At 50.1% G+C, this 19233-nt stretch carries 18 protein-coding genes; 1 reads left to right on the top strand and 17 read right to left on the bottom strand.

Annotation, left to right across the window (positions count from 1 at the left end; all coding sequences use genetic code 11):
* Positions 1-72 precede the first annotated feature (72 nt).
* From AC58QC_RS09965 to AC58QC_RS09945, 5 genes are all read right to left on the bottom strand, one after another.
* Positions 73-339: a DUF1294 domain-containing protein gene (locus tag AC58QC_RS09965; RefSeq protein ID WP_497415006.1), complete on the bottom strand. Its 267-nt coding sequence runs from the start codon at positions 337-339 to the stop codon at positions 73-75.
* Between the two features lie 91 nt (positions 340-430).
* Positions 431-2476: an ATP-dependent DNA helicase RecG gene (gene recG / locus AC58QC_RS09960; protein WP_497415005.1), complete on the bottom strand. Its 2046-nt coding sequence runs from the start codon at positions 2474-2476 to the stop codon at positions 431-433.
* 3 nt (positions 2477-2479) lie between these two features.
* The gene (locus AC58QC_RS09955; RefSeq protein WP_497415004.1) at positions 2480-3340 is read right to left on the bottom strand and encodes a DegV family protein; all 861 of its coding nucleotides are present in this window, start codon (positions 3338-3340) and stop codon (positions 2480-2482) included.
* A gap of 45 nt (positions 3341-3385) precedes the next feature.
* Complete coding sequence (locus AC58QC_RS09950) at positions 3386-5128, bottom strand: DAK2 domain-containing protein (protein WP_497415003.1); 1743 nt, start codon at positions 5126-5128, stop codon at positions 3386-3388.
* Positions 5129-5156: 28 nt separating this feature from the next.
* Positions 5157-5516 (bottom strand): Asp23/Gls24 family envelope stress response protein, encoded by a 360-nt coding sequence (locus AC58QC_RS09945; protein WP_310499088.1) that lies wholly within the window; start codon positions 5514-5516, stop codon positions 5157-5159.
* A gap of 248 nt (positions 5517-5764) precedes the next feature.
* On the opposite strand from AC58QC_RS09945, the gene rpmB reads away from it, so the two are divergent.
* Complete coding sequence (gene rpmB / locus AC58QC_RS09940; protein WP_029197753.1) at positions 5765-5953, top strand: 50S ribosomal protein L28; 189 nt, start codon at positions 5765-5767, stop codon at positions 5951-5953.
* A gap of 104 nt (positions 5954-6057) precedes the next feature.
* Here rpmB and spoVM read toward each other — a convergent pair whose 3' ends face one another.
* The 12 genes from spoVM to coaBC all read right to left on the bottom strand — a co-directional run bounded on the left by spoVM (position 6058) and on the right by coaBC (position 19165).
* Entirely contained in the window at positions 6058-6138 is an 81-nt protein-coding gene (gene spoVM / locus AC58QC_RS09935; protein WP_036634233.1) for a stage V sporulation protein SpoVM, read from the bottom strand.
* Positions 6139-6368: 230 nt separating this feature from the next.
* Complete coding sequence (locus tag AC58QC_RS09930) at positions 6369-6614, bottom strand: hypothetical protein (RefSeq protein WP_497415002.1); 246 nt, start codon at positions 6612-6614, stop codon at positions 6369-6371.
* A 16-nt stretch (positions 6615-6630) separates the two neighbouring features.
* Entirely contained in the window at positions 6631-7281 is a 651-nt protein-coding gene (rpe, locus tag AC58QC_RS09925) for a ribulose-phosphate 3-epimerase (RefSeq protein ID WP_497415001.1), read from the bottom strand.
* A 5-nt stretch (positions 7282-7286) separates the two neighbouring features.
* Positions 7287-8219 (bottom strand): ribosome small subunit-dependent GTPase A, encoded by a 933-nt coding sequence (gene rsgA, locus AC58QC_RS09920; protein WP_497415000.1) that lies wholly within the window; start codon positions 8217-8219, stop codon positions 7287-7289.
* Entirely contained in the window at positions 8219-10324 is a 2106-nt protein-coding gene (gene pknB / locus AC58QC_RS09915) for a Stk1 family PASTA domain-containing Ser/Thr kinase (RefSeq protein ID WP_497414999.1), read from the bottom strand. Before pknB ends, rsgA begins: the two co-directional genes overlap by 1 nt.
* On the bottom strand, positions 10321-11085 hold the full coding sequence (locus AC58QC_RS09910) for a Stp1/IreP family PP2C-type Ser/Thr phosphatase (protein WP_497414998.1): 765 nt from the start codon (positions 11083-11085) through the stop codon (positions 10321-10323). The genes pknB and AC58QC_RS09910 overlap by 4 nt, the downstream gene beginning before the upstream one ends.
* A gap of 12 nt (positions 11086-11097) precedes the next feature.
* The gene (gene rlmN, locus AC58QC_RS09905) at positions 11098-12168 is read right to left on the bottom strand and encodes a dual-specificity RNA methyltransferase RlmN (protein ID WP_171635546.1); all 1071 of its coding nucleotides are present in this window, start codon (positions 12166-12168) and stop codon (positions 11098-11100) included.
* Positions 12169-12248: 80 nt separating this feature from the next.
* Positions 12249-13709: a 16S rRNA (cytosine(967)-C(5))-methyltransferase RsmB gene (rsmB, locus tag AC58QC_RS09900; RefSeq protein ID WP_497414997.1), complete on the bottom strand. Its 1461-nt coding sequence runs from the start codon at positions 13707-13709 to the stop codon at positions 12249-12251.
* Positions 13710-13961: 252 nt separating this feature from the next.
* Positions 13962-14909 (bottom strand): methionyl-tRNA formyltransferase, encoded by a 948-nt coding sequence (gene fmt, locus AC58QC_RS09895; RefSeq protein ID WP_497414996.1) that lies wholly within the window; start codon positions 14907-14909, stop codon positions 13962-13964.
* Positions 14906-15388: a peptide deformylase gene (gene def / locus AC58QC_RS09890; RefSeq protein ID WP_497414995.1), complete on the bottom strand. Its 483-nt coding sequence runs from the start codon at positions 15386-15388 to the stop codon at positions 14906-14908. The genes fmt and def overlap by 4 nt, the downstream gene beginning before the upstream one ends.
* A gap of 40 nt (positions 15389-15428) precedes the next feature.
* Positions 15429-17942 carry a primosomal protein N' gene (priA, locus tag AC58QC_RS09885; RefSeq protein WP_497414994.1) on the bottom strand — a complete coding sequence of 838 codons (2514 nt, stop codon included), beginning with the start codon at positions 17940-17942 and terminating at the stop codon, positions 15429-15431.
* Positions 17942-19165 (bottom strand): bifunctional phosphopantothenoylcysteine decarboxylase/phosphopantothenate--cysteine ligase CoaBC, encoded by a 1224-nt coding sequence (gene coaBC / locus AC58QC_RS09880; protein ID WP_497414993.1) that lies wholly within the window; start codon positions 19163-19165, stop codon positions 17942-17944. The genes priA and coaBC overlap by 1 nt, the downstream gene beginning before the upstream one ends.
* Positions 19166-19233: the final 68 nt, after the last annotated feature.

Here is a 19233-nt window from a genome sequence, read left to right as displayed (position 1 = left end):
TATCCTTCTACTAGTCCTACCACCCTAATACAACAAAAAAACAGCCACCGTTCCCGGCAGCTGTCCCTTCTCTTACATATACATGGCGATTAAGATAACGCAGATGCAATTTAACGCAATAAGCAATGGAAAGCCCACGACAAACGAAGTGTGCTTCGTTTTATGCCTCCACATCCGCATACCGAGCCAACCACCAATCCCACCGCCGAGGGCAGCGAGTAAGAAAAGGCGTTTTTCCGGCACACGGCGGCCGCCTTTTTTGGCTTGCCCTTTGTCATGTCCCATCTCAATAAATGTAATGATATTCATCAGCAATAAATATACAAGAAAATAAGTCACGGCAGTACACCTTCGTTCCCATAAAATAGTGCAGCTACTCCTATCTTAAAAGGGAACTCGCTAGGGGTCAACCTGTCTTATATGCTATCTACTAATCTAGCACTTCGCTGTCAAAAATATGAGCCCGCTCCAAATAAGCCCTCAGCGGCATGAAAGAAGCACCCGTCCAGAAGGCCGAGTCGCCTACAAGTTCAGCCGCATCATCTCGCGCTTGCTCCATGATTTCGAAATCCGCCATCATATCGGCGATGCGGAACTCCGGCAGCCCGCTCTGCTTCGTGCCGAAGAAATCCCCTGGCCCGCGCAGCTCCAGGTCGCGCCGGGCAATCTCGAAGCCGTCGGTAGTCTCCGTCATCGCCTTCATGCGCTCCTTGCCGACCTCCGTCTTCGGGTCGGCGATGAGCACACAGAAGGACTGGTGCTCGCCCCGCCCGACCCGGCCGCGCAGCTGGTGCAGCTGCGACAGGCCGAAGCGGTCGGCATCGTAGATCACCATCAGCGTGGCGTTCGGCACGTCCACGCCTACCTCAATCACCGTGGTCGACACGAGCGCCTCCACGGTGCCTTCCTTAAAAGCACGCATGATCGCTTCCTTCTCCTGCGCGCTCATACGACCATGCAGCAAGCCGATCCGCATCTGCGGAAAATGCTGCTGCAGCTGAATGTGGACGTCGATCGCATTCTGCACGTCCAGCTTGTCCGACTCCTCGATGAGCGGACAAATGATATACGCCTGACGTCCTGCGGCCACCTCGCGCTGGATGAAGCCGAGCACGCGCTCCAGCATCGCATGCTGAACCGCGTACGTCTTGATCGGCTTGCGCCCCTTCGGCAGCTCACGCAACGTTGAAACGTCCATGTCGCCGAACGCTGTAATGGCCAGCGTACGCGGGATCGGCGTCGCCGTCATCGTCAGCACGTCTGGATTCATCCCTTTGCGCCGCAGGATGCTGCGTTGGTTCACCCCAAAGCGATGCTGCTCATCCGTTACAACCAGACCCAACTGGCGGAAATATACATCCTCTTGAATCAGCGCATGCGTCCCGACCAGCACGTGGATCAAGCCCATCTGTAAAGAGGCCAGCAGATCCCGCCGCTGGCGCTCTGTGGAGCTTCCGGTCAGCAAAGCGACCTGCAGCCCATAAGGCTCAAACAAACTGCTGAGCGAGCGGTTATGCTGCTCAGCGAGAATCTCCGTCGGCACCATCAGCGCGCCTTGGTAGCCTGCCTTCACCGTCGCGTACAGCCCGATAGCCGCGACGATCGTCTTCCCCGCACCGACATCGCCCTGCAGCAGTCGGTTCATCGCGTAGGGCTCCTGCATGTCGTGCAGGAGCTCGCCGACGACCTTCTTCTGCGACTCCGTCAGCTGGAAGGGGAGCGCGCGCACGAAGGCGCGGACAGCAGGTAGATCGACCTGCTGCTTCAACCCGTCCGTGCGGCTGCGCGTCACAGCCCGGTAAGCCTGGAGCTTGAGCTGGAATAGGAACAGCTCCTCATACACCATGCGCCTGCGCGCCTGCTTGCCCTCCTCCACGCCGCTCGGCGTGTGGATGACAGCCAGCGCCTTGCTGCGCGGCATAAACCCGTACCTGCCGGTAATGCCCGCAGGCAGCACTTCACTGATCAATGCGCTGTACTGCGTCAGCGCCTGCCCAATGATCTTACGCATCCACTTCTGCGTAATCGAGCCCGCAACCGAATACACCGGCTGAATCGTACCGGTATTCGAATCCCCTTGTCCGGGAAACTCCGAATCGGACACACTCATTTGGCGCCGCTTGGCGTCCCATTTGCCAGTGAGGATAATCTCCTGCTGGGGCCGCAAGCGATCCTTCAGGAAATGGCGGTTAAACCACACCGCCGTTAACAAGAAATCATCGACCATCACCTTGCAGGATAAGCGAGATTTACCGCTGTAGCGCTGCAGGACCGGCTCCCCGATGATATAGCCTTTCACGGTGACACGGTCCCCATCCTTAACGCTGGCTAGATCGCGAACGGTATAATCCTCATATCGGAACGGAACATACTCCAGTAAATCCATAACCGTAAAAACGCCCATGGCGTTTAGCTCAAGTGCTTTTTGAGCGCCAACTCCATGGACTTCACGTACTTCGCATTGATTTAAATCCATCTCTTACACCGTACTCACGAAGGCTGCGATGGTACCTGGTCCCGCATGTGCGCCAATAACAGGACCCAGAGTAATGTAATCCACGTGCTCCACGGCAAACCGCTGCACGATGGCCTCCCGCAGCTGCTCCGCGCCTTCCAAATTATTAGCATGAGCAATGTGCAGCGTGCGTACCGTCTTGTCAGACACATCCGCCGCTAACAGTTCAAGAATGCGTGCAATCGCTTTTTTGTTACCGCGAACCTTATCAACAACGGTCACTTCACCCGCACTATCCAAAGTTAGAATAGGCTTAATGTTTAATAAGGAACCGAGGAGGGCCGACGCTTTGCCAATCCTACCGCCTTTTTGCAGGAACTCCAGCGTATCGACAAGGAAATAAATATAAAAGTTCGCTCTCATCGTCTGAACAAGAGCTACGATTTCATCTACACTTTTACCAGCTCGAGCAGCCTCCGCAGCAGCCACAACGAGTGCCCCAATCCCATAAGAAGCAGAACAGGAATCAACAAGGTGAACCCTACCGAGCTGATCGCCCTCTAGCAGCGTAGAAGCCAGCTCAGCCGTCCTGTACGTTCCACTCAACACGGAAGACAAGTGAATGGAGATGACCTCCGTATCGGGCTCCTCCAGTAAGCTTTGATATACCGTCAGAAACTCACCAGGTGACGGTGTTGACGTTGTTGGGAAGTGTGTGGATGACGTCAGCTTCCGATAGAAATCCTCCGACTGAAGCGTCACCGTATCCAGATACTGTTCTTCGCCAAAATTAATTTTGAGCGGCACCATTTCGATGTTCAACGCTTCTCTGACAGCCAATGGAATATCGGCCGTGCTATCCGTTACAATACGAATGTTTGTCACAGTGCTCACTCCAATCACGAATTTGCAATACCTACTCTTACTCTCTTATTCAACCGAGAATAGGTACGCATACAAGGGTTGTCCACCAGGATGAAGCTCGATTTCCATATCTGGATACATTGTCTGAATAAAAGTTTCCAGCTCTTCCATGCCTTCTTCTGTCGCATCTTCACCCGTCAGAATCGTCACAATTTCACTGCCTTCGTCGATCATTTCCTCCAGCAGCTTCTTGCAAGCGTCCATCAGACTTGGCTGGGAAGAGACAATGCGGCCATCTTGGATGCCGATGAAATGACCCTGTTTAATATCCATACCATCCATGTTCGTATCACGTACGGCATACGTGACTTGACCGGATTTTACACGTCGAAGCGATTCATTCATCGCGTCCGTATTCGTCCGTGCATCCGCCTTCTCTTGGAAAGCCAGAATGGCTGCAAGTCCCTGCGGAATGGATTTCGATGGGATGACGATAAGTGTTTTATTATCAACCAGATCAACCGCTTGCTGCGCGGCCAAAATAATGTTCGAGTTATTCGGAAGCACATAAATCGTGTCTGCGTCAATGCTGTTCACAGCATTCACGATATCCTCTGTACTTGGGTTCATCGTTTGTCCGCCTGATAGCACGACATCTACGCCTACACTGGATAAAATATCTGTAATCCCGTCCCCAAGTGCAACAGCAACGAACCCATATGGCTTATTAGGAGCAGCAACAGCTGTAGCGGTAGGAATGACTGCAGGAGCCTCGTACCCATGCGTCGCATCTTCTAAAATATGTGAATGCTGATCACGCATATTTTCGATTTTGATACGGCTCAGTGCGCCGTAATTCATCGCTTGATTCATAACCTCACCTGGGTATTCCGCATGAATATGCACTTTCACGAGTTCTTCATCAGCAACAACAAGGAGCGAATCTCCTAGCTTGCTAAGTTGATCACGGAACGTACCTTCATCGAATGTGAAGCCTTTGACCTTACCAGGAGCAATCGTCAGCATGAATTCCGTACAGTAGCCGTACTCGATATCTTCTGTAGCTAAATGGGCTTGTGCAGGTAGATGTGCGTGCATTTCTTTCGCCAAATTCATACCAGGAAGAAGCGAAACCTCACCCGAAAGATTCGTATCCATCGTAGCAAAATCCTCATCCACTTGTACCAATCCACCGCTTAACGCCGCAACAAAGCCTTCATAAACGCATACAAGACCTTGGCCCCCTGCGTCAACAACGCCTACCTGTTTAAGAATGGCAAGTTGATCCGGGGTCTTAGCTAGTGCTTCCTTCGCTCTGCCCAGAACCTCGTTCATCAGATCCAACAAATCGCTGCTTCGGCGATATTGCATGGCATACTTAGCGGCTTCCTTGGATACCGTCAAAATGGTGCCCTCCACTGGTTTCACAACAGCCTTATAGGCCGTTTCGACACCTTGCTGCAAAGCAGCCGCGAATTGCTGACCATTCACTTTTTCCAAATCATGCACATGCTTCGCGAACCCGCGGAACAATTGCGATAAAATCACACCAGAATTGCCTCTTGCACCCATCAGTAGCCCTTTGGACAATGCATCAGCTGCTTTCCCAATATGAGAAGATGGCTTCTTCTTCAGTTCCTCACAACCTGCCGTGAGTGTTAAATTCATGTTGGTGCCAGTATCTCCGTCGGGTACAGGGAAAACGTTCAATCCATTAACCTTATCTACATTCCTGCGAAGGTTATCCGCACCCGCCAAGACCATGGCAGTGAAGTCATTTCCATTTATTGAAATAAAGCGCTTACTCAAAGTGATTCCCCTTCCTGATTTCGGGCTATTATTTGGCTACTCGAACGCCTTGAACAAAGATGTTCACATCGTCCACCTGCAGCCCTACAACGTCATTTAAAATATATTTGACTTTCGTTTGGACATTCCCTGCCACTACGGATATTTTGGTTCCATAGCTGACAATAATATAAAGATCAATTTCAAGTCGCCCGTTCTCTCTACGAACTTCTACACCGCGGCTTAAATTATCTCGACCTAGCAGCTCAGCTATACCATCCTTCAATTGCTTTCTTGTTGCCATGCCCACAAGTCCATAGCAATCTAATGCAGCAGATCCGGCCAGAGTTGAAATCACTTCATTGGTAATATACACTTTTCCATACTCGGTTGTGAGTTCAATCGGCATTATGTAACAACTCCTTCAAGTTTCGCTTTAGCAAGACTAATCTTCATTGTACTATAACATACTTCATAAATAAACGGCAAAAATGCAGCTAATTCGTTGACTCGACTCCTTTTGCTATGCTATTATGTTTAAGTGTGTTTTTGCTGGATGCAATACGTATCACAAGAATTAATTTGAGGAATACTGTCATGTCAAGCTTAGGCTTGCCACCCAGGCTTCTTTGTATACTGCCGAAGGAGGTGTCAAACATGTCCCGCAAATGTTTCATTACAGGTAAAAGTCCTAGTTCAGGAAATCACGTGTCCCACGCTAACAATAAAAACAAGCGTACTTGGGGAGTTAACGTTCAAAAGGTTCGCATCCTTGTTGATGGTAAACCGAAACGGGTTTACGTAAGTACTCGTGCGTTGAAATCCGGAAAAGTGGCTCGCGTTTAATTCGTAGCTGCGGATACTTAACTTACTTATGTGAATGACAAAAAGCACCTTAATCGGTGCTTTTTTTGCATTCCTGGGGAGAATGACGTAAGTATGGGCGAACCTTAGTTTTTACTAAACGTATTAAGTACGGCTTTTACGAATCCTCCCAAAAATCTCGGCAGTTTGATTGTGTAGAATTTCATTCTCTACCCCTCCTTAGAGTTTTCGTCAGAAAACGGACATCGCCGGCTCCCTGACTTCTTGAGCAAACGCTTCACAACGTGCATGACAGCTCCTTAACATCATTACAACAGTGTATGCCCAGAGCGGAGAAAAAGTGACATCTATTTTTACTTCCTCCCACAATTCAGTTGCTTCCAGAAAGCAAAAAAAGCTACAAGAGCGCATCACTCTTGTAACTATATGTATGCGGCTATGGAGCAGTTATGCCAGCCTGTGTGTACAGCGCAACAATTAAACTGAAAATGAAATAGAAGATGACCGAAATGACGATAAACCATATGCGGAAACCAATTTGTTCAAATCGGCGGAAGAACCGCATCCCTACATAGAGGGCACCAAGTGAGAATATGTACTTCACGAAATCGTGAATCGTTGAAAAGCACGTCAATAATACCGCGCAAAGCAGGCTGTACATCAGTAGCCAGAGAAATCTCATTGTCCTTAGTCCCCTTTTAGCCGCGTATTCGCCTAATGGCCTCAGCACGGTCCTGCTGCCCGAATACGGCATTGCCGGCTACCAAGACATCAGCCCCCGCCTCTATGACCTGACGAGCTGTTACCTCATTGATACCGCCGTCTACTTCAATATGAAGACCCGTAAGCCCCTTCGCATTCGCTTGCTCACGCAGCGCGCGAATTTTACTCAGCATTCCAGGGATGAATGCCTGCCCACCAAAGCCTGGATTCACCGTCATAATCAGCACGAGATCCAAGTGCTCATCAAGCACATGCTCAATAAGCGAAATCGGTGTAGCAGGATTCAACACAACGCCAGCCTTAATACCGCTTTGTTTAATAAGGTCGAGCGTCCGGTGCAGATGCGTACAGGCTTCTACATGCACAGAAATCAGATCCGCACCTGCCTTCACAAAATCAGGAATATAACGGTCTGGCTTTTCAATCATCAAATGAACATCCAGCGGAAGCTTGGTGACTGGACGAATCGCGTCAACAACAAGGGGACCAATTGTAATATTGGGCACAAAATGGCCATCCATAACGTCGACATGAATCCAGTCCGCTCCGCCCTGCTCCACTGCCTTAATCTCATCGCCAAGCTTGGCAAAATCGGCAGATAAAATAGAAGGTGCTACATATACCATTACGCCTAATACCTCCGCTTCCGCTCCTTGATTTCAGTTAAAAATAACAAGTAATGATCATAACGAGAAGCTGCGATCGTACCAGTAGCTACACCATCCCGTACTTTGCAGTCCGGTTCGTGCAGATGTAAGCAGCCTCTGAAACGACAGCCCTCAGCAACAGCCGCGAACTCTCTGAAGCAGCTGCTAAGCCCTTCCGCATCGACCTCCATAAAGTCCAGTTGGCTGAAGCCCGGCGTATCGGCAACAAGACCGCCATTAGCAAGCGGCAGCAGTTCCACATGACGTGTAGTATGCTTTCCTCTTCCTAATCTTTGAGAAATCGCATTCGTCTCCAGATCAAGACCGCTAATCATTTTATTCAATAAAGAGGACTTGCCAACACCGGATTGCCCAGCAAACACACTAACTTTGCCATCCAGATGCCCTAGAATCGCTTCTACACCCTCTTCTAGTCTGGAACTCGTTGTAACGAAGGGATAACCGATTCCCTCATAGAGCTTCGTTATCCGTTCAAATTCCGATGCTGTCATTTCTTTGGCATGAGAAGCATCCTCATCAGTGTCCGTCAACAAATCGCTTTTGGTGAAGCATAACAGCACATCAATGCCCGTATTCTCGATATGAACTAGAAACTTATCCAGCAGCTGCGTATTCAGAACAGGCTCCGTAACCGAAAATACGAGCACGACCACGTTCACATTCGCAATCGGCGGACGAATAAGCTCCGAAGAGCGAGGAAGGATTTCCGTAACGGTTCCCTCCCCGTTCTCCGTGGCTTCGTACACAACACGATCTCCAACAAGAGGCGTAATATTTCTATTTTTAAACACGCCTCTTCCACGACAGGTCACCGTATTGCCCTCCAGAAGTGCAACTCCTTCAGGCAACACATAATAATAACCGCTAAGCGCCTTGACAATGAGTCCTTGCGGCATTAATTAGCTCCTCCAACAGGTGCTTTCGTAGCTGTTCCACCGGTTTGTCCTTGGCCATTACCACCAACAGGTATAGCAGGACCGGTATTTTGCTGCTTCGGAGTTGGGGAAGGACTCGGAGATACGGTCTTCCCATTTTTTTGATCCAAATAATCTTGATAGGTACGTGTGATTGAGTTAACCAAGCTGTCTCCTTCTTTGATCAAGATTACGGCTTTTTTGTCCGGTGAAACAATGACTTTGACATCCAAATTTTGCGGCTTCGAGACTTTTTCCGTCAAGTATTCGAAGTTCTCATATTGGGCGTCGCTCACAATAATTTTGAACACTGAATCCTTGCCTTCTGCTGTAGGCTTCACAGGTACGCTAACCGTGAGTTGTCCAGCATCCTCTGGCAATCCATCACTTATAACTAACGACGAAATTTCAGATCCTGCGGAGACATCGGCATTTTTTTCGTAAGGAAATTGTGCAATAACTCGCCCTTTAGCGACCTTGTAGCTCTTCTCACGTGTAATACCATTGACAGCGAGTTTCAATCCCGACTTGGTGATTTGAGCCTTCGCTTCTGCTTCCGTCAAGCCAACCAGATCCGGCATTTTGAACGTTTCCTTCGCTTTACTCACCGTAAAGGCAATGGCTGCCTTCTCCAATTCGAACTCTTCCCCTGCGAGCGGCGATTGCTGCAAAATCATATCAGGTGCATTCTCAGATGTCTCTTGGGTAATTGTAATTTGCTCATCCTTGATCCCGAGAGCTTTCAACCTTAATCTGACGTCCTTAAGAGGCTGCCCCGCGAAATTGTCCATTTTGATTTTGGGTATGCCTTTACTCACGTAAAGTGTTACCTTGGTGCCAACATTCAGTCTCATCCCGCTAGGATCTTGACGAATGACCGTATCTTTGGGCAGCTTGCTCTCTGCGTCATATTCAACCGTAGAACCTAATCTAGCGACCGTCAACTCCGCTTGGGCTTGTGTCAGCGTCTTATTCACCACATTCGGGACCTCAACGGTCTCAATGGCGAACATCCCTTTCACATAGCCAACCAAGTACCACATAGCACCCAGCACAATTAATAAAACAGCAATCCAAATCAACGGCTTAACCCAGCCTTTACCTTTGGAAGGAGCAGGCTCGTCCCGCCAAGCTGGCTTGTCTGGTTGTTCATCATCATCCTCATCGAATTGAGCAAGCTGATCAGCACGAATGGCTGGCATCACTAGCGTGCGCTCTTCATCCATGCCATAGGCGTCCCAGAAAGCAATCTTGGCTTCATTCCGGCGATCCGGAGCTAAGCATGTATCGAGATCCGCCATCATCAGCTTCGCAGATTGATAACGCTCTTCCGGCTTTTTGCGCATCGCCTTGAGAATAATGTTCTCCACGCTCTGGGGAATCAGCGGATTCACCTTACGCGGCTCTTCCACATCCTCCTGCAAATGCTTTAGAGCGACAGAAATTGGACTTTCCCCCAGAAAAGGAAGTCGACCCGTCAGCATCTGATACATCACGATACCGAGCGAATACAAGTCCGATTTCTCCCCCGTATTCGTGCCTTTCGCATGCTCAGGCGAGAAATAATGAACTGAACCGACGACGGATCCGGTTTGCGTAATCGTGGATGACGTCGCGGCTCTAGCGATACCGAAATCGGTCACCTTCACACGGCCGTTTTTGCCGATTAGAATATTGTGCGGCTTAATATCGCGATGAATAATCTCGTTATGATGAGCGTGATCAAGTGCATCTGCAATTTGACTCGCAAAATGAACAGCATCTTCCACCTGAAGCGGTGCCTTTTCCTTAATTAAATCGTTCAGCGTCTTGCCTTCGATATACTCCATCACGATGTAATGGACATCTTCTTCTTGCCCCACGTCATAAATACTGACAACATTAGGGTGAGATAGGGAAGCGGCTGCTTGAGCTTCTCTGCGGAAACGACGAATGAATTCTTCATCGTGCACATACTGCTGACGCAGCACTTTAACAGCCACTTTGCGATTCAAAAGCAAATCATGCCCTTTGTAGACCAAAGCCATGCCGCCTCCGCCAATGCGTTCTAATATCTCATAGCGGCCTCCAAGCTTTCTACCGATCAATTCCCATCACCCCTTTTTTCGTCCGAATCCTGATCATGTGCAAATAAAAGGACCGTTACATTATCATCTCCGCCTTCGCGAAGCGCACTCTGGATTAACGCCTCTGCCGCATCTTCCAATCGCTCGCTCGCACGAACAATACGCAAAATATCAGCATCGTCGACCAATCCGCTCAAACCATCCGAACAAATGAGAATAACATCGTCTGGACGCCACGTGTACTCATAGAGATCCACTTCCACACTAGGCTCTGTGCCTAATGCGCGTGTAATCCAATTACGTCTTGGATGATGATCAGCTTCTTCCATCGTCAGCTGCCCATTCTTAACAAGCTCGTAAACTAAGGAATGATCCTCCGTCAATTGTTGGATGGATTCCCCTGTCAGCTTATACGCACGGCTATCCCCGATATGTCCGATAATTAGAAGCTCCTGTGAAGCAATAATGGCAACGACCGTCGTTCCCATCCCGTGGTACTTTTCTTGATCCGACGCAAAAGCATAAATCTCCTCATTCGCCTTCTCAATCGCTTCCCTCAGTAATTGCTTACAGGCCTCCACCGACATTCCCCAATGGATGGATTGCAATTGCGCTCCAATCGTGTCAATGGCCATTTGACTGGCGATGTCACCAGCCTGATGCCCTCCCATCCCATCCGCAACAATAGCCAAAGATAGACCATTGAGCTGATGGTGGATAGCGGCACGGTCCTCATTGACTTGACGGACTTTACCTATATCGGTACGACTTACCATCTTCATCCGGCTCTCACCTCATTTACTGCTCTCCATATGCTTCGCTCGCAGTTGTCCACAGGCAGCTGCAATATCACTGCCTTGTTCACGGCGTATGGTGGCATTAATTTTGCCCTTCTCCAGAATACGTTGGAAGGTAAAAATATCATCTCTGGGTGTACGTTTGAAATCACGTTCAGCAACAAAGTTGACAGGAATCAGATTCACATGGCTGAGCGGCATATCTTTCAAGACAAGCGCCAGCTCTTCCGCATGCTCAGGCTGGTCATTCACTTCACCCATAAGGGCGTATTCAAACGTAATCCGTCTACCTGTTTTCGCGATGTAATACTTGCAAGCTTCGATTAAGTCCACGAAAGGGAATCTGCGGTTAACTGGCATCAACTTCGACCTGAGCGCATCATTCGGTGCATGAATCGAAATGGCCAAATTCACTTGCAAATTCTCATCAGCGAATTTATAAATGTTCGGTACGATCCCGCTTGTAGAAACGGTGATGTGACGCTGCCCGATGTTCAAGCCTTTCGGGTGGATCATGACACGCAGGAAATTCATGGTCGCTTCATAATTTTCGAAAGGCTCACCAATCCCCATGATCACGATCGAAGAGATACGCTCTCCCGTCTCATCAAGCAGTTTCTGCGCTTTCACAACCTGTGCGACAATCTCGCCAGGTCTTAGATCCCGCTTCAGACCGCCCAAGGTGGACGCACAGAACGTACAGCCAACTCGGCAGCCGACTTGGGTCGTCACGCAAATACTGTTGCCGTAATTATGCTTCATTACGACAGTTTCAATAGCGTTCTTATCTTCAAGCTCGAACAAGAACTTGACCGTGCCGTCCTGGGATTGATATTTCGTAATCTCGGACAGGGTAACGAATTCAAACTGATCCTTCAGCTTGTCACGAAGTGTTTTCGGCAAATTCGACATCTCGTCGAAGCTGAAAACGCGTTTAATATATAACCAGTCAAAAATTTGACCGGCACGGAACGCGGACTCTCCGTTTTCTTTTACCCAGCTTTGCCACTCATCCCAATTCAAATCATATACAAATGGTTTCTCTTTCAAATACGGCTTTATACCCACTTTTATCACAACCTGTTGTTATTTCGTCTATTTGTAAATTATTTTAACACAAAGCAGGAACGAACACACGTCCCTGTCCGTTACACGTCACGTTTACGCAGCCGAGCGATAAAAAAACCGTCCGAGTGGAACTGCTGCGGGAGGATTTGCACCATGCCCGTTGTCGCTGCTTCCGGTTCAATCCTCGTGAAAACCTCCGCCGGCAGCGGAGCTAGCTCAAATTCACTGTGTTCCGAAAGGAACCGCGCGACCATGCCCTCATTCTCCACTTGTTCGATCGTACAGGTGCTGTACACCAGCACACCGCCTGGCTTGAGCAGTCGGTGTACACGACTCAGAATCGCATATTGCGTTTCGCTGATCGCTTCGATCTCAGCCTCCTGCTTCGCCCACTTGAGATCAGGCTTGCGGCGAATCACGCCAAGACCTGAGCAAGGCGCATCAAGCAGGATACGATCGAAGGACTCCTCCGCAAAATGCTCGTCCAGCTTCGCAGCATCCATCACGAGCGTCTGAATCGACGATAGTCCCAGACGCTCCGCTTGATCTGCGATCAGCTTCTGCTTGTGCTCATGCAGATCACAAGCCCAAATCTGACCCACATCGTCCATCTTCTCCGCGATGTGAGCGGTCTTGCCGCCGGGGGCGGCGCAGCAGTCCAGCACCTTCATGCCTGGACGCGGATCAAGAGCTTCGGCGACGAGCATCGAGCTCTCGTCTTGAATCGAGAAGTCCCCTTGCTGGAAGCCGGGGACTAACGCCATGTTCCCGGCCCCCTGCACAAGGATGCCGGCCGGGGCTAGCTCTGACGCTTCCGCGCTGAGGCCGCTAGCTTGGAGCTGCTCCAGCAGCTCCAAGCGGCTGCGCCGCCTCGCGTTCGCGCGAATGCTCACGTGCGGCGGCTCGTTGTTCGCCGCACAGATCTGTTCCGTCAGCTCAGGTCCGAGCTGACGGATCCACCGGCGCACGAGCCATTCCGGATGGGAATGGCTCAGCGCGATGCGCTTCACGTCGCCGAGCGCAGCCGGCAGCGTGAGCTCGTCCTTGCTGCGGATGATCGCGCGCAGCACGCCATTGACCATGCCCGAGATGCCTTGGTGGCCTCGGCGCTTCGCGATATTGACCGCTTCGCTCACGACCGCATGATCAGGGATGCGATCCAAATAATGCAGCTGATAGAAGCTCAGCCGCAGCAAGCACCTCACCCAGGGTTCCAGCTTCGCTAGCCCTTTGCTGACGAAGCGCTCTAAGAAGAAGTCGATCGTATTCTGACGCCCGATCGTGCCATACACAAGCTCGGTAGCAAGACCAGCATCAGCCCGCTCCAGCGCATGCTTTTGCAGCACTTGATTCAGCAGTAGATTGCTATATGACTGATTCTCTTCAACTCGAATAAGCACATCGAGTGCCGCATCACGGGCAGAACGCTTAACAGCGCTGCTTTTCGCAGCGCCCGAGGATGATTTTGGCGCAGAGGGCTTACCTGATCTCTGCGAATTCGTATGTCCATGTTGCGGACGATTGGGTTTAGTCGTAGACAAAATCAAATACCTCATTTTTTTCGTGGCATTGTTAATTGATTAACATTAGTCTCAAAAATCCTTCTTAAATGAGCCAAGTCGGCCCAAGAATGTACAATAATTCGATTTTACCGAACTATATGGCTTTTTATCGAGGCGACAGCTGGTTCAGTCCACTGTAGGTGGGCGATATCGAACTATTGCCGCTAATCTCCTCTCAAAGTCGGAAATAAGCAGGTAAAATCGAACTATAGCACCTTCAAGCTAATCTCGTTACCCGTTCCCTAGTACCGTACCCGCCGGAATTTGTACCCCGCGAATAAACTCAGATACAGGCATCGCCTTTTTGCCAGCAGGTTGAATCTCCGTTAGCCACAGCGTTCCGGCTCCCGTTATCACTTCAATCCCCTGTTCATTACAACGAAGAACGGTCCCTGGAACTCCAGTATGACCGCTGGTTTCCGTGGTCTGCGGCTTCAGACTCGCCCATACCTTCAACACTTCCCCATTCCAGAACGTATATGCGCCAGGAAATGGGTTTAGCCCTCTAATATGATTCCACAACTCAGTAGCAGAACGCGACCAGTCTAAAAGTTCATCTTCTCTACGAATATTGGGCGAATAGATCGCATCAGCCTCATTCTGAGGAACAGCTTCAATCCGGCCAGCCAATAGTTCGGGCAGCGTCCGCTTCAGCAAATCAGCCCCAGCAATGCTCAGCTTGTCAAACAACATCCCCGTCGTATCCGTATCTTCAATTGGAAGTTCAACACGCGAGATCATATCTCCCGTATCAAGTCCAACTGCCATATACATGATGGTAACGCCCGTTTCGGCCTCACCACGCATGACAGCATGATGAATCGGCGCTCCCCCCCGATATTTCGGAAGCAGCGATGCGTGAATATTAATGCAGCCATACTTAGGCAAATCTAACACCGATTTCGGTAAAATTTGACCATAAGCCGCTGTTACGATTAAATCTGGCGCTAGCTGGCGGATCTGCTCAACGGAATCTGTTTCACGCAGCTTCACTGGTTGAAGCACCGGAATGCCATGCTTCTCCGCCTCTACCTTCACTGGCGTCGGCGTTAGGACGCGTTTGCGTCCCTTCGGCCGATCCGGCTGTGTGACTACCGTTGTCACGTTGTAGCCTTCCTCCAAGAGCAAACGCAAGGAGGGAACTGCAAAATCCGGTGTGCCCATGAAAATTATGTTCACTCTTCTTCTTCCTCTTCATCGGCTGTATAGGTTTTAACTGCAAGGTCTGTAAACAATACCCCGTTCAAGTGGTCAATCTCGTGGAAAATACAGCGAGCCAAAAGCTCAGTGCCTGTCACTTCAATTGGATTCCCGTCACGATCTTGTCCTTTGGCCGTTACGTTCAGCGCACGAAGGACATCACCACGAAGACCAGGAATACTCAAACAGCCTTCAGGCCCCATTTGCTCACCACTGGAAGTAACGATCTCTGGATTTATCATTTCGATCAAACCGCCGTGCTCTTCACCGCAATCCATAACAATTACACGCTTCAGAATACCGATTTGAGGAGCAGCAAGACCAACGCCTTCCGCTTCATACATCGTATCTGCCATATCATCAAGCAATTTATGCAGATTGGAATTAAATTTTGTAACTGTGATTGCTTTCTCGCGCAGCACAGGATCTGGATCTTTAACAATAATACGAATAGCCATGAATGTGCACCTACCTTTAAGTCGTCTCGATTAGGGGTTATTACATCAAATATTGCGGGTCAACATCCACGCTTATTAGCAGCTTTTCTTTGGCTGAGCGTTCCTCAAACCAAGCTACTGTCTTCCCAACGATCTCTGCAGCTAAATCTTCCCCCCGATATTTTACCACGCATTGGAATCGATATCTATCTTTGATTCGGGAAATTGGCGATGCAACAGGTCCTAACACGTCAAAATGAAAGGATGAATCCATCGGTACTGCTTCCGAAAATAAATCTACCTGTTGTCTCGTGTAAGGGAGGGCGATCTCTTTCAACCGTGTAACAAAGGCTTCCGCCATCCGCACCAAGAGCGGTACTTGTTCGTGTGAGAACGTAATTAAAATCAATCTTTGATACGGCGGATATCCTAAATTAGCACGAATATCCATCTCATGGTTCGCAAAAGCCACATAATCATGATGACTCGCATATTGCACACTGTAATGCTCAGGCGTGTACGTCTGCACGAATACTTCCCCTTGCTTCTCGTGCCGTCCTGCCCGGCCAGCAACTTGGGTTAACAGCTGAAACGTCCGTTCTGCAGACCGGAAATCAGGTATATTCAGCACAGTATCCGCCGCGATCACCCCAACTAGGGTAACATCGGGAAAATCAAGCCCTTTCGCCACCATTTGTGTGCCAAGTAACACGTCCGCCTGCTTCTCGCGAAACATCGTTAGCCATTTTTCATGAGAACCCTTTTCAGTGGTTGTATCTACATCCATGCGAATGACCCTTATACCCGGAAAAATCTTACTAAGCTCTTCCTCGACCCGCTGCGTCCCAGTCCCAAAATGCCGAATATGCTCCGACTGACAGCTCGGACACTCGGTGACCTCACGCTCCGCATAGCCGCAATAATGACAGCGAAGCATGCGCGAGCTTTGATGATACGTCAGTGAAATGTCGCAATGCGGACACTGTGAAACGAAACCGCACGTACGGCACATCACGAACGTCGCGTAGCCCCGCCGATTAAGAAGTAAAACCGTCTGTTCCTTCTTTTGTAACCGTTCTTCGATAGCTTTATACAAGGATCTGCTAAACATCGACCGATTGCCGGTTTTGAGCTCCTCACGCATATCCACAATCGTCACTGGCGGCATCGGTCTGCTTGCAACGCGTTCCTTCATCGTCAGCAACGTGAACGGAGGCTTGGGTCGATCTCTCCTGCGTCTCGTTTTCTCCATACTCTCTAGAGATGGCGTAGCGGAACCCAGTACAACAACGGCAGCTTGCTGCTTCGCCCTTTGAACAGCCACATCACGGGTATGATATTTCGGACTCTCTTCTTGTTTATACGAGGATTCATGCTCTTCATCTATAATGATCAAGCCAATGTTCGTAAAAGGGGCAAAAATCGCCGAACGAGCGCCAATCACGACCTTCACTTGCTTGCGCGTAATTTTACGCCATTCATCGTATCGCTCGCCATTGGACAATCGGCTATGAAGAACTGCAACAAGGTCGCCGAATCGCCCTTTGAACCGCTCCACCATTTGCGGTGTCAGCGAAATCTCCGGTACAAGAACAATGGCTTCTTTATCCAAATCCAAGCATTGCTGGATGGATTGTAAGTATACCTCCGTCTTGCCGCTTCCCGTCACCCCATGCAGCAGAAACACTTCATGGCGATCTTCAGCCACCGCATCGCGAATAGGGGCAAACACGCCGCTCTGCTCTTCCGTCAAGGTAAGCGGCTTCGTCCGGGCAAAAGCACGCCCCATATACGGGTCGCGCATCACTTCGACCTCGCGCAGCTCGATCCAGCCGCGATCCGCCAAGCTTTTGACCGTGCTCGCTCCGACCTCGATCGTTTCCATCAGCTCGGTCAATCGAATGGCATGCGGATGCTCGATCAAATAGCGCAGCACGTCTTTCTGTTTGTTCGCTCTGGCAGGAAGCTCGGCCAGCGCCTCTTCCAAGCCATGACCTCCTGCAGGCGGAAATACCGTTAACGCCTTTTTGGTGTTCATCCGGTCTTTGACCAACTGCACTTCCGAGAGCCTTCCCGTAGACAATAACTCTTTAATCAAAGCGCCTTCCTTGGAGAAACGCTCCAACAACACATCCATGGAAACCGATTCCTTACTCTTCACAAAGCTAATAATGGCCTGAATATCCGGCATATCCAGGAATGATTGCTCTTCCGACTCATCACCGACGATAATTACACGCTCATATTTCGCTTTGAGTGCCGCAGGCAGCATCGCTTGCAAGGCTGTCACCTCGTGGCACAAGTACATGTGGGCGATCCAGCGCCCTAGACTCACAAGCTCACTTGTTAAAGGGGGCACCAAATCCAACACATTTTGAATCGGTTTGATCCGCTTCGCATCGACTTGGGTTTCTTCTTGCAGTTCAACCACAAAGCCTTGCAGAACACGAGGTCCAAAAGGCACCCCTACTCGGCTGCCGACCTCGACCCACTTGCTCAGAGATGCCGGCACTTCATAGTCGAACGCCCGATTGGTTTGCTTGGCTGGGACATCGACAATGACTTTGGCGTACATCAGGATTCCCCCGCCGTGGCAGCCATTCGTTCTGCAGCAAGCTCAAGCAGCTTGCGTGCAACGTCACATTTGCTTTGTATCGGTAGAGCTTGTATAAGCCCATTATGATCATAGAATCGAACGACGTTCGTATCCCCGCCAAAGCCCGCACCCTCTTGTGACACATCGTTCCCCACGATGAGATCACAATTTTTGCGCTTCAGCTTGTCCATCGCATGCTCGTCTAAGCGCTCGGTTTCTGCTGCAAACCCTATAACGAACTGATCCGCTGTTTTCAGCGTGCCTATTTCCTGTAAAATATCCGGATTTTTGATCAGCTCCAGCGTTAGCGAGTCGGATTTTTTCTTGATTTTCTGCTCGGCCACAACAACAGGCCGATAATCGGCCACTGCCGCAGCCTTAATAATGAGTTGGCTTTCCCCGAGCCTAGTTAAGACCGCTTCGCGCATGTCTAGCGCAGACTGCACAGGAACAAGCTGAACACCTTCAGGCACGGTTAGGGCCGATGGTCCTGAGACCAACGTTACCTTCGCACCCATCCGTACAGCTTCTTCCGCGATGGCATAGCCCATTTTGCCTGACGAGTCATTGGTCAAATAACGAACTGGATCCATGCGCTCCACGGTGCCTCCTGCCGTCACTAGGACACGCTTCCCCGTTAAGCGCCCTGCCTCCCCTTGAAAATGCCGCTCAACCGCGGCAAAAATTTCCTCCGGCTCAGCAAGACGCCCCTTGCCCACATACCCACAGGCTAGTTGCCCTTCACCAGGTTCAATGAAACGTACGCCGCGGCGGCGCAACGTCTCCATATTGGTCTGCACAGCTGGATTCGCGTACATATGCACGTTCATCGCAGGCGCCACCCAGATCGGTGCCATGGTTGCAAGCAGTGTCGTGCTTAGCATGTCATCGCCAAGCCCTAATGCCAGCTTGCCAATTGTATTCGCCGTGGCCGGGGCAATCAACACGAGATCCGCGCTGTCTGCCAAATTAATATGTGAAACGACTGCCGGATCCTTCTCATCGAACGTATCGACAAAAACATGATGCCGCGACAAGGTTTGAAACGTTAACGGCGCAACGAATTGCACCGCGGAGCGTGTCATAATCACCCGCACAACAGCCCCAGCTTGTGTTAATTTACTCGTTAACGCTGCAGCTTTATAAGCCGCAATGCCGCCACAGACACCGAGCACAATCGTTTTGCCTTGCAATACACCCATGGGAATCCCCTTTCGAAATGCCAAATGAGAAAAAAATAACAACCACGAGGGTTGTTGGGTAAGGCAGT

The sequence above is a fragment of the Paenibacillus sp. J22P51 genome (genome assembly GCF_059692215.1).
Note: the sequence above shows the minus strand (reverse complement) of the source record. Positions and strands in the feature narration are given on the sequence as shown.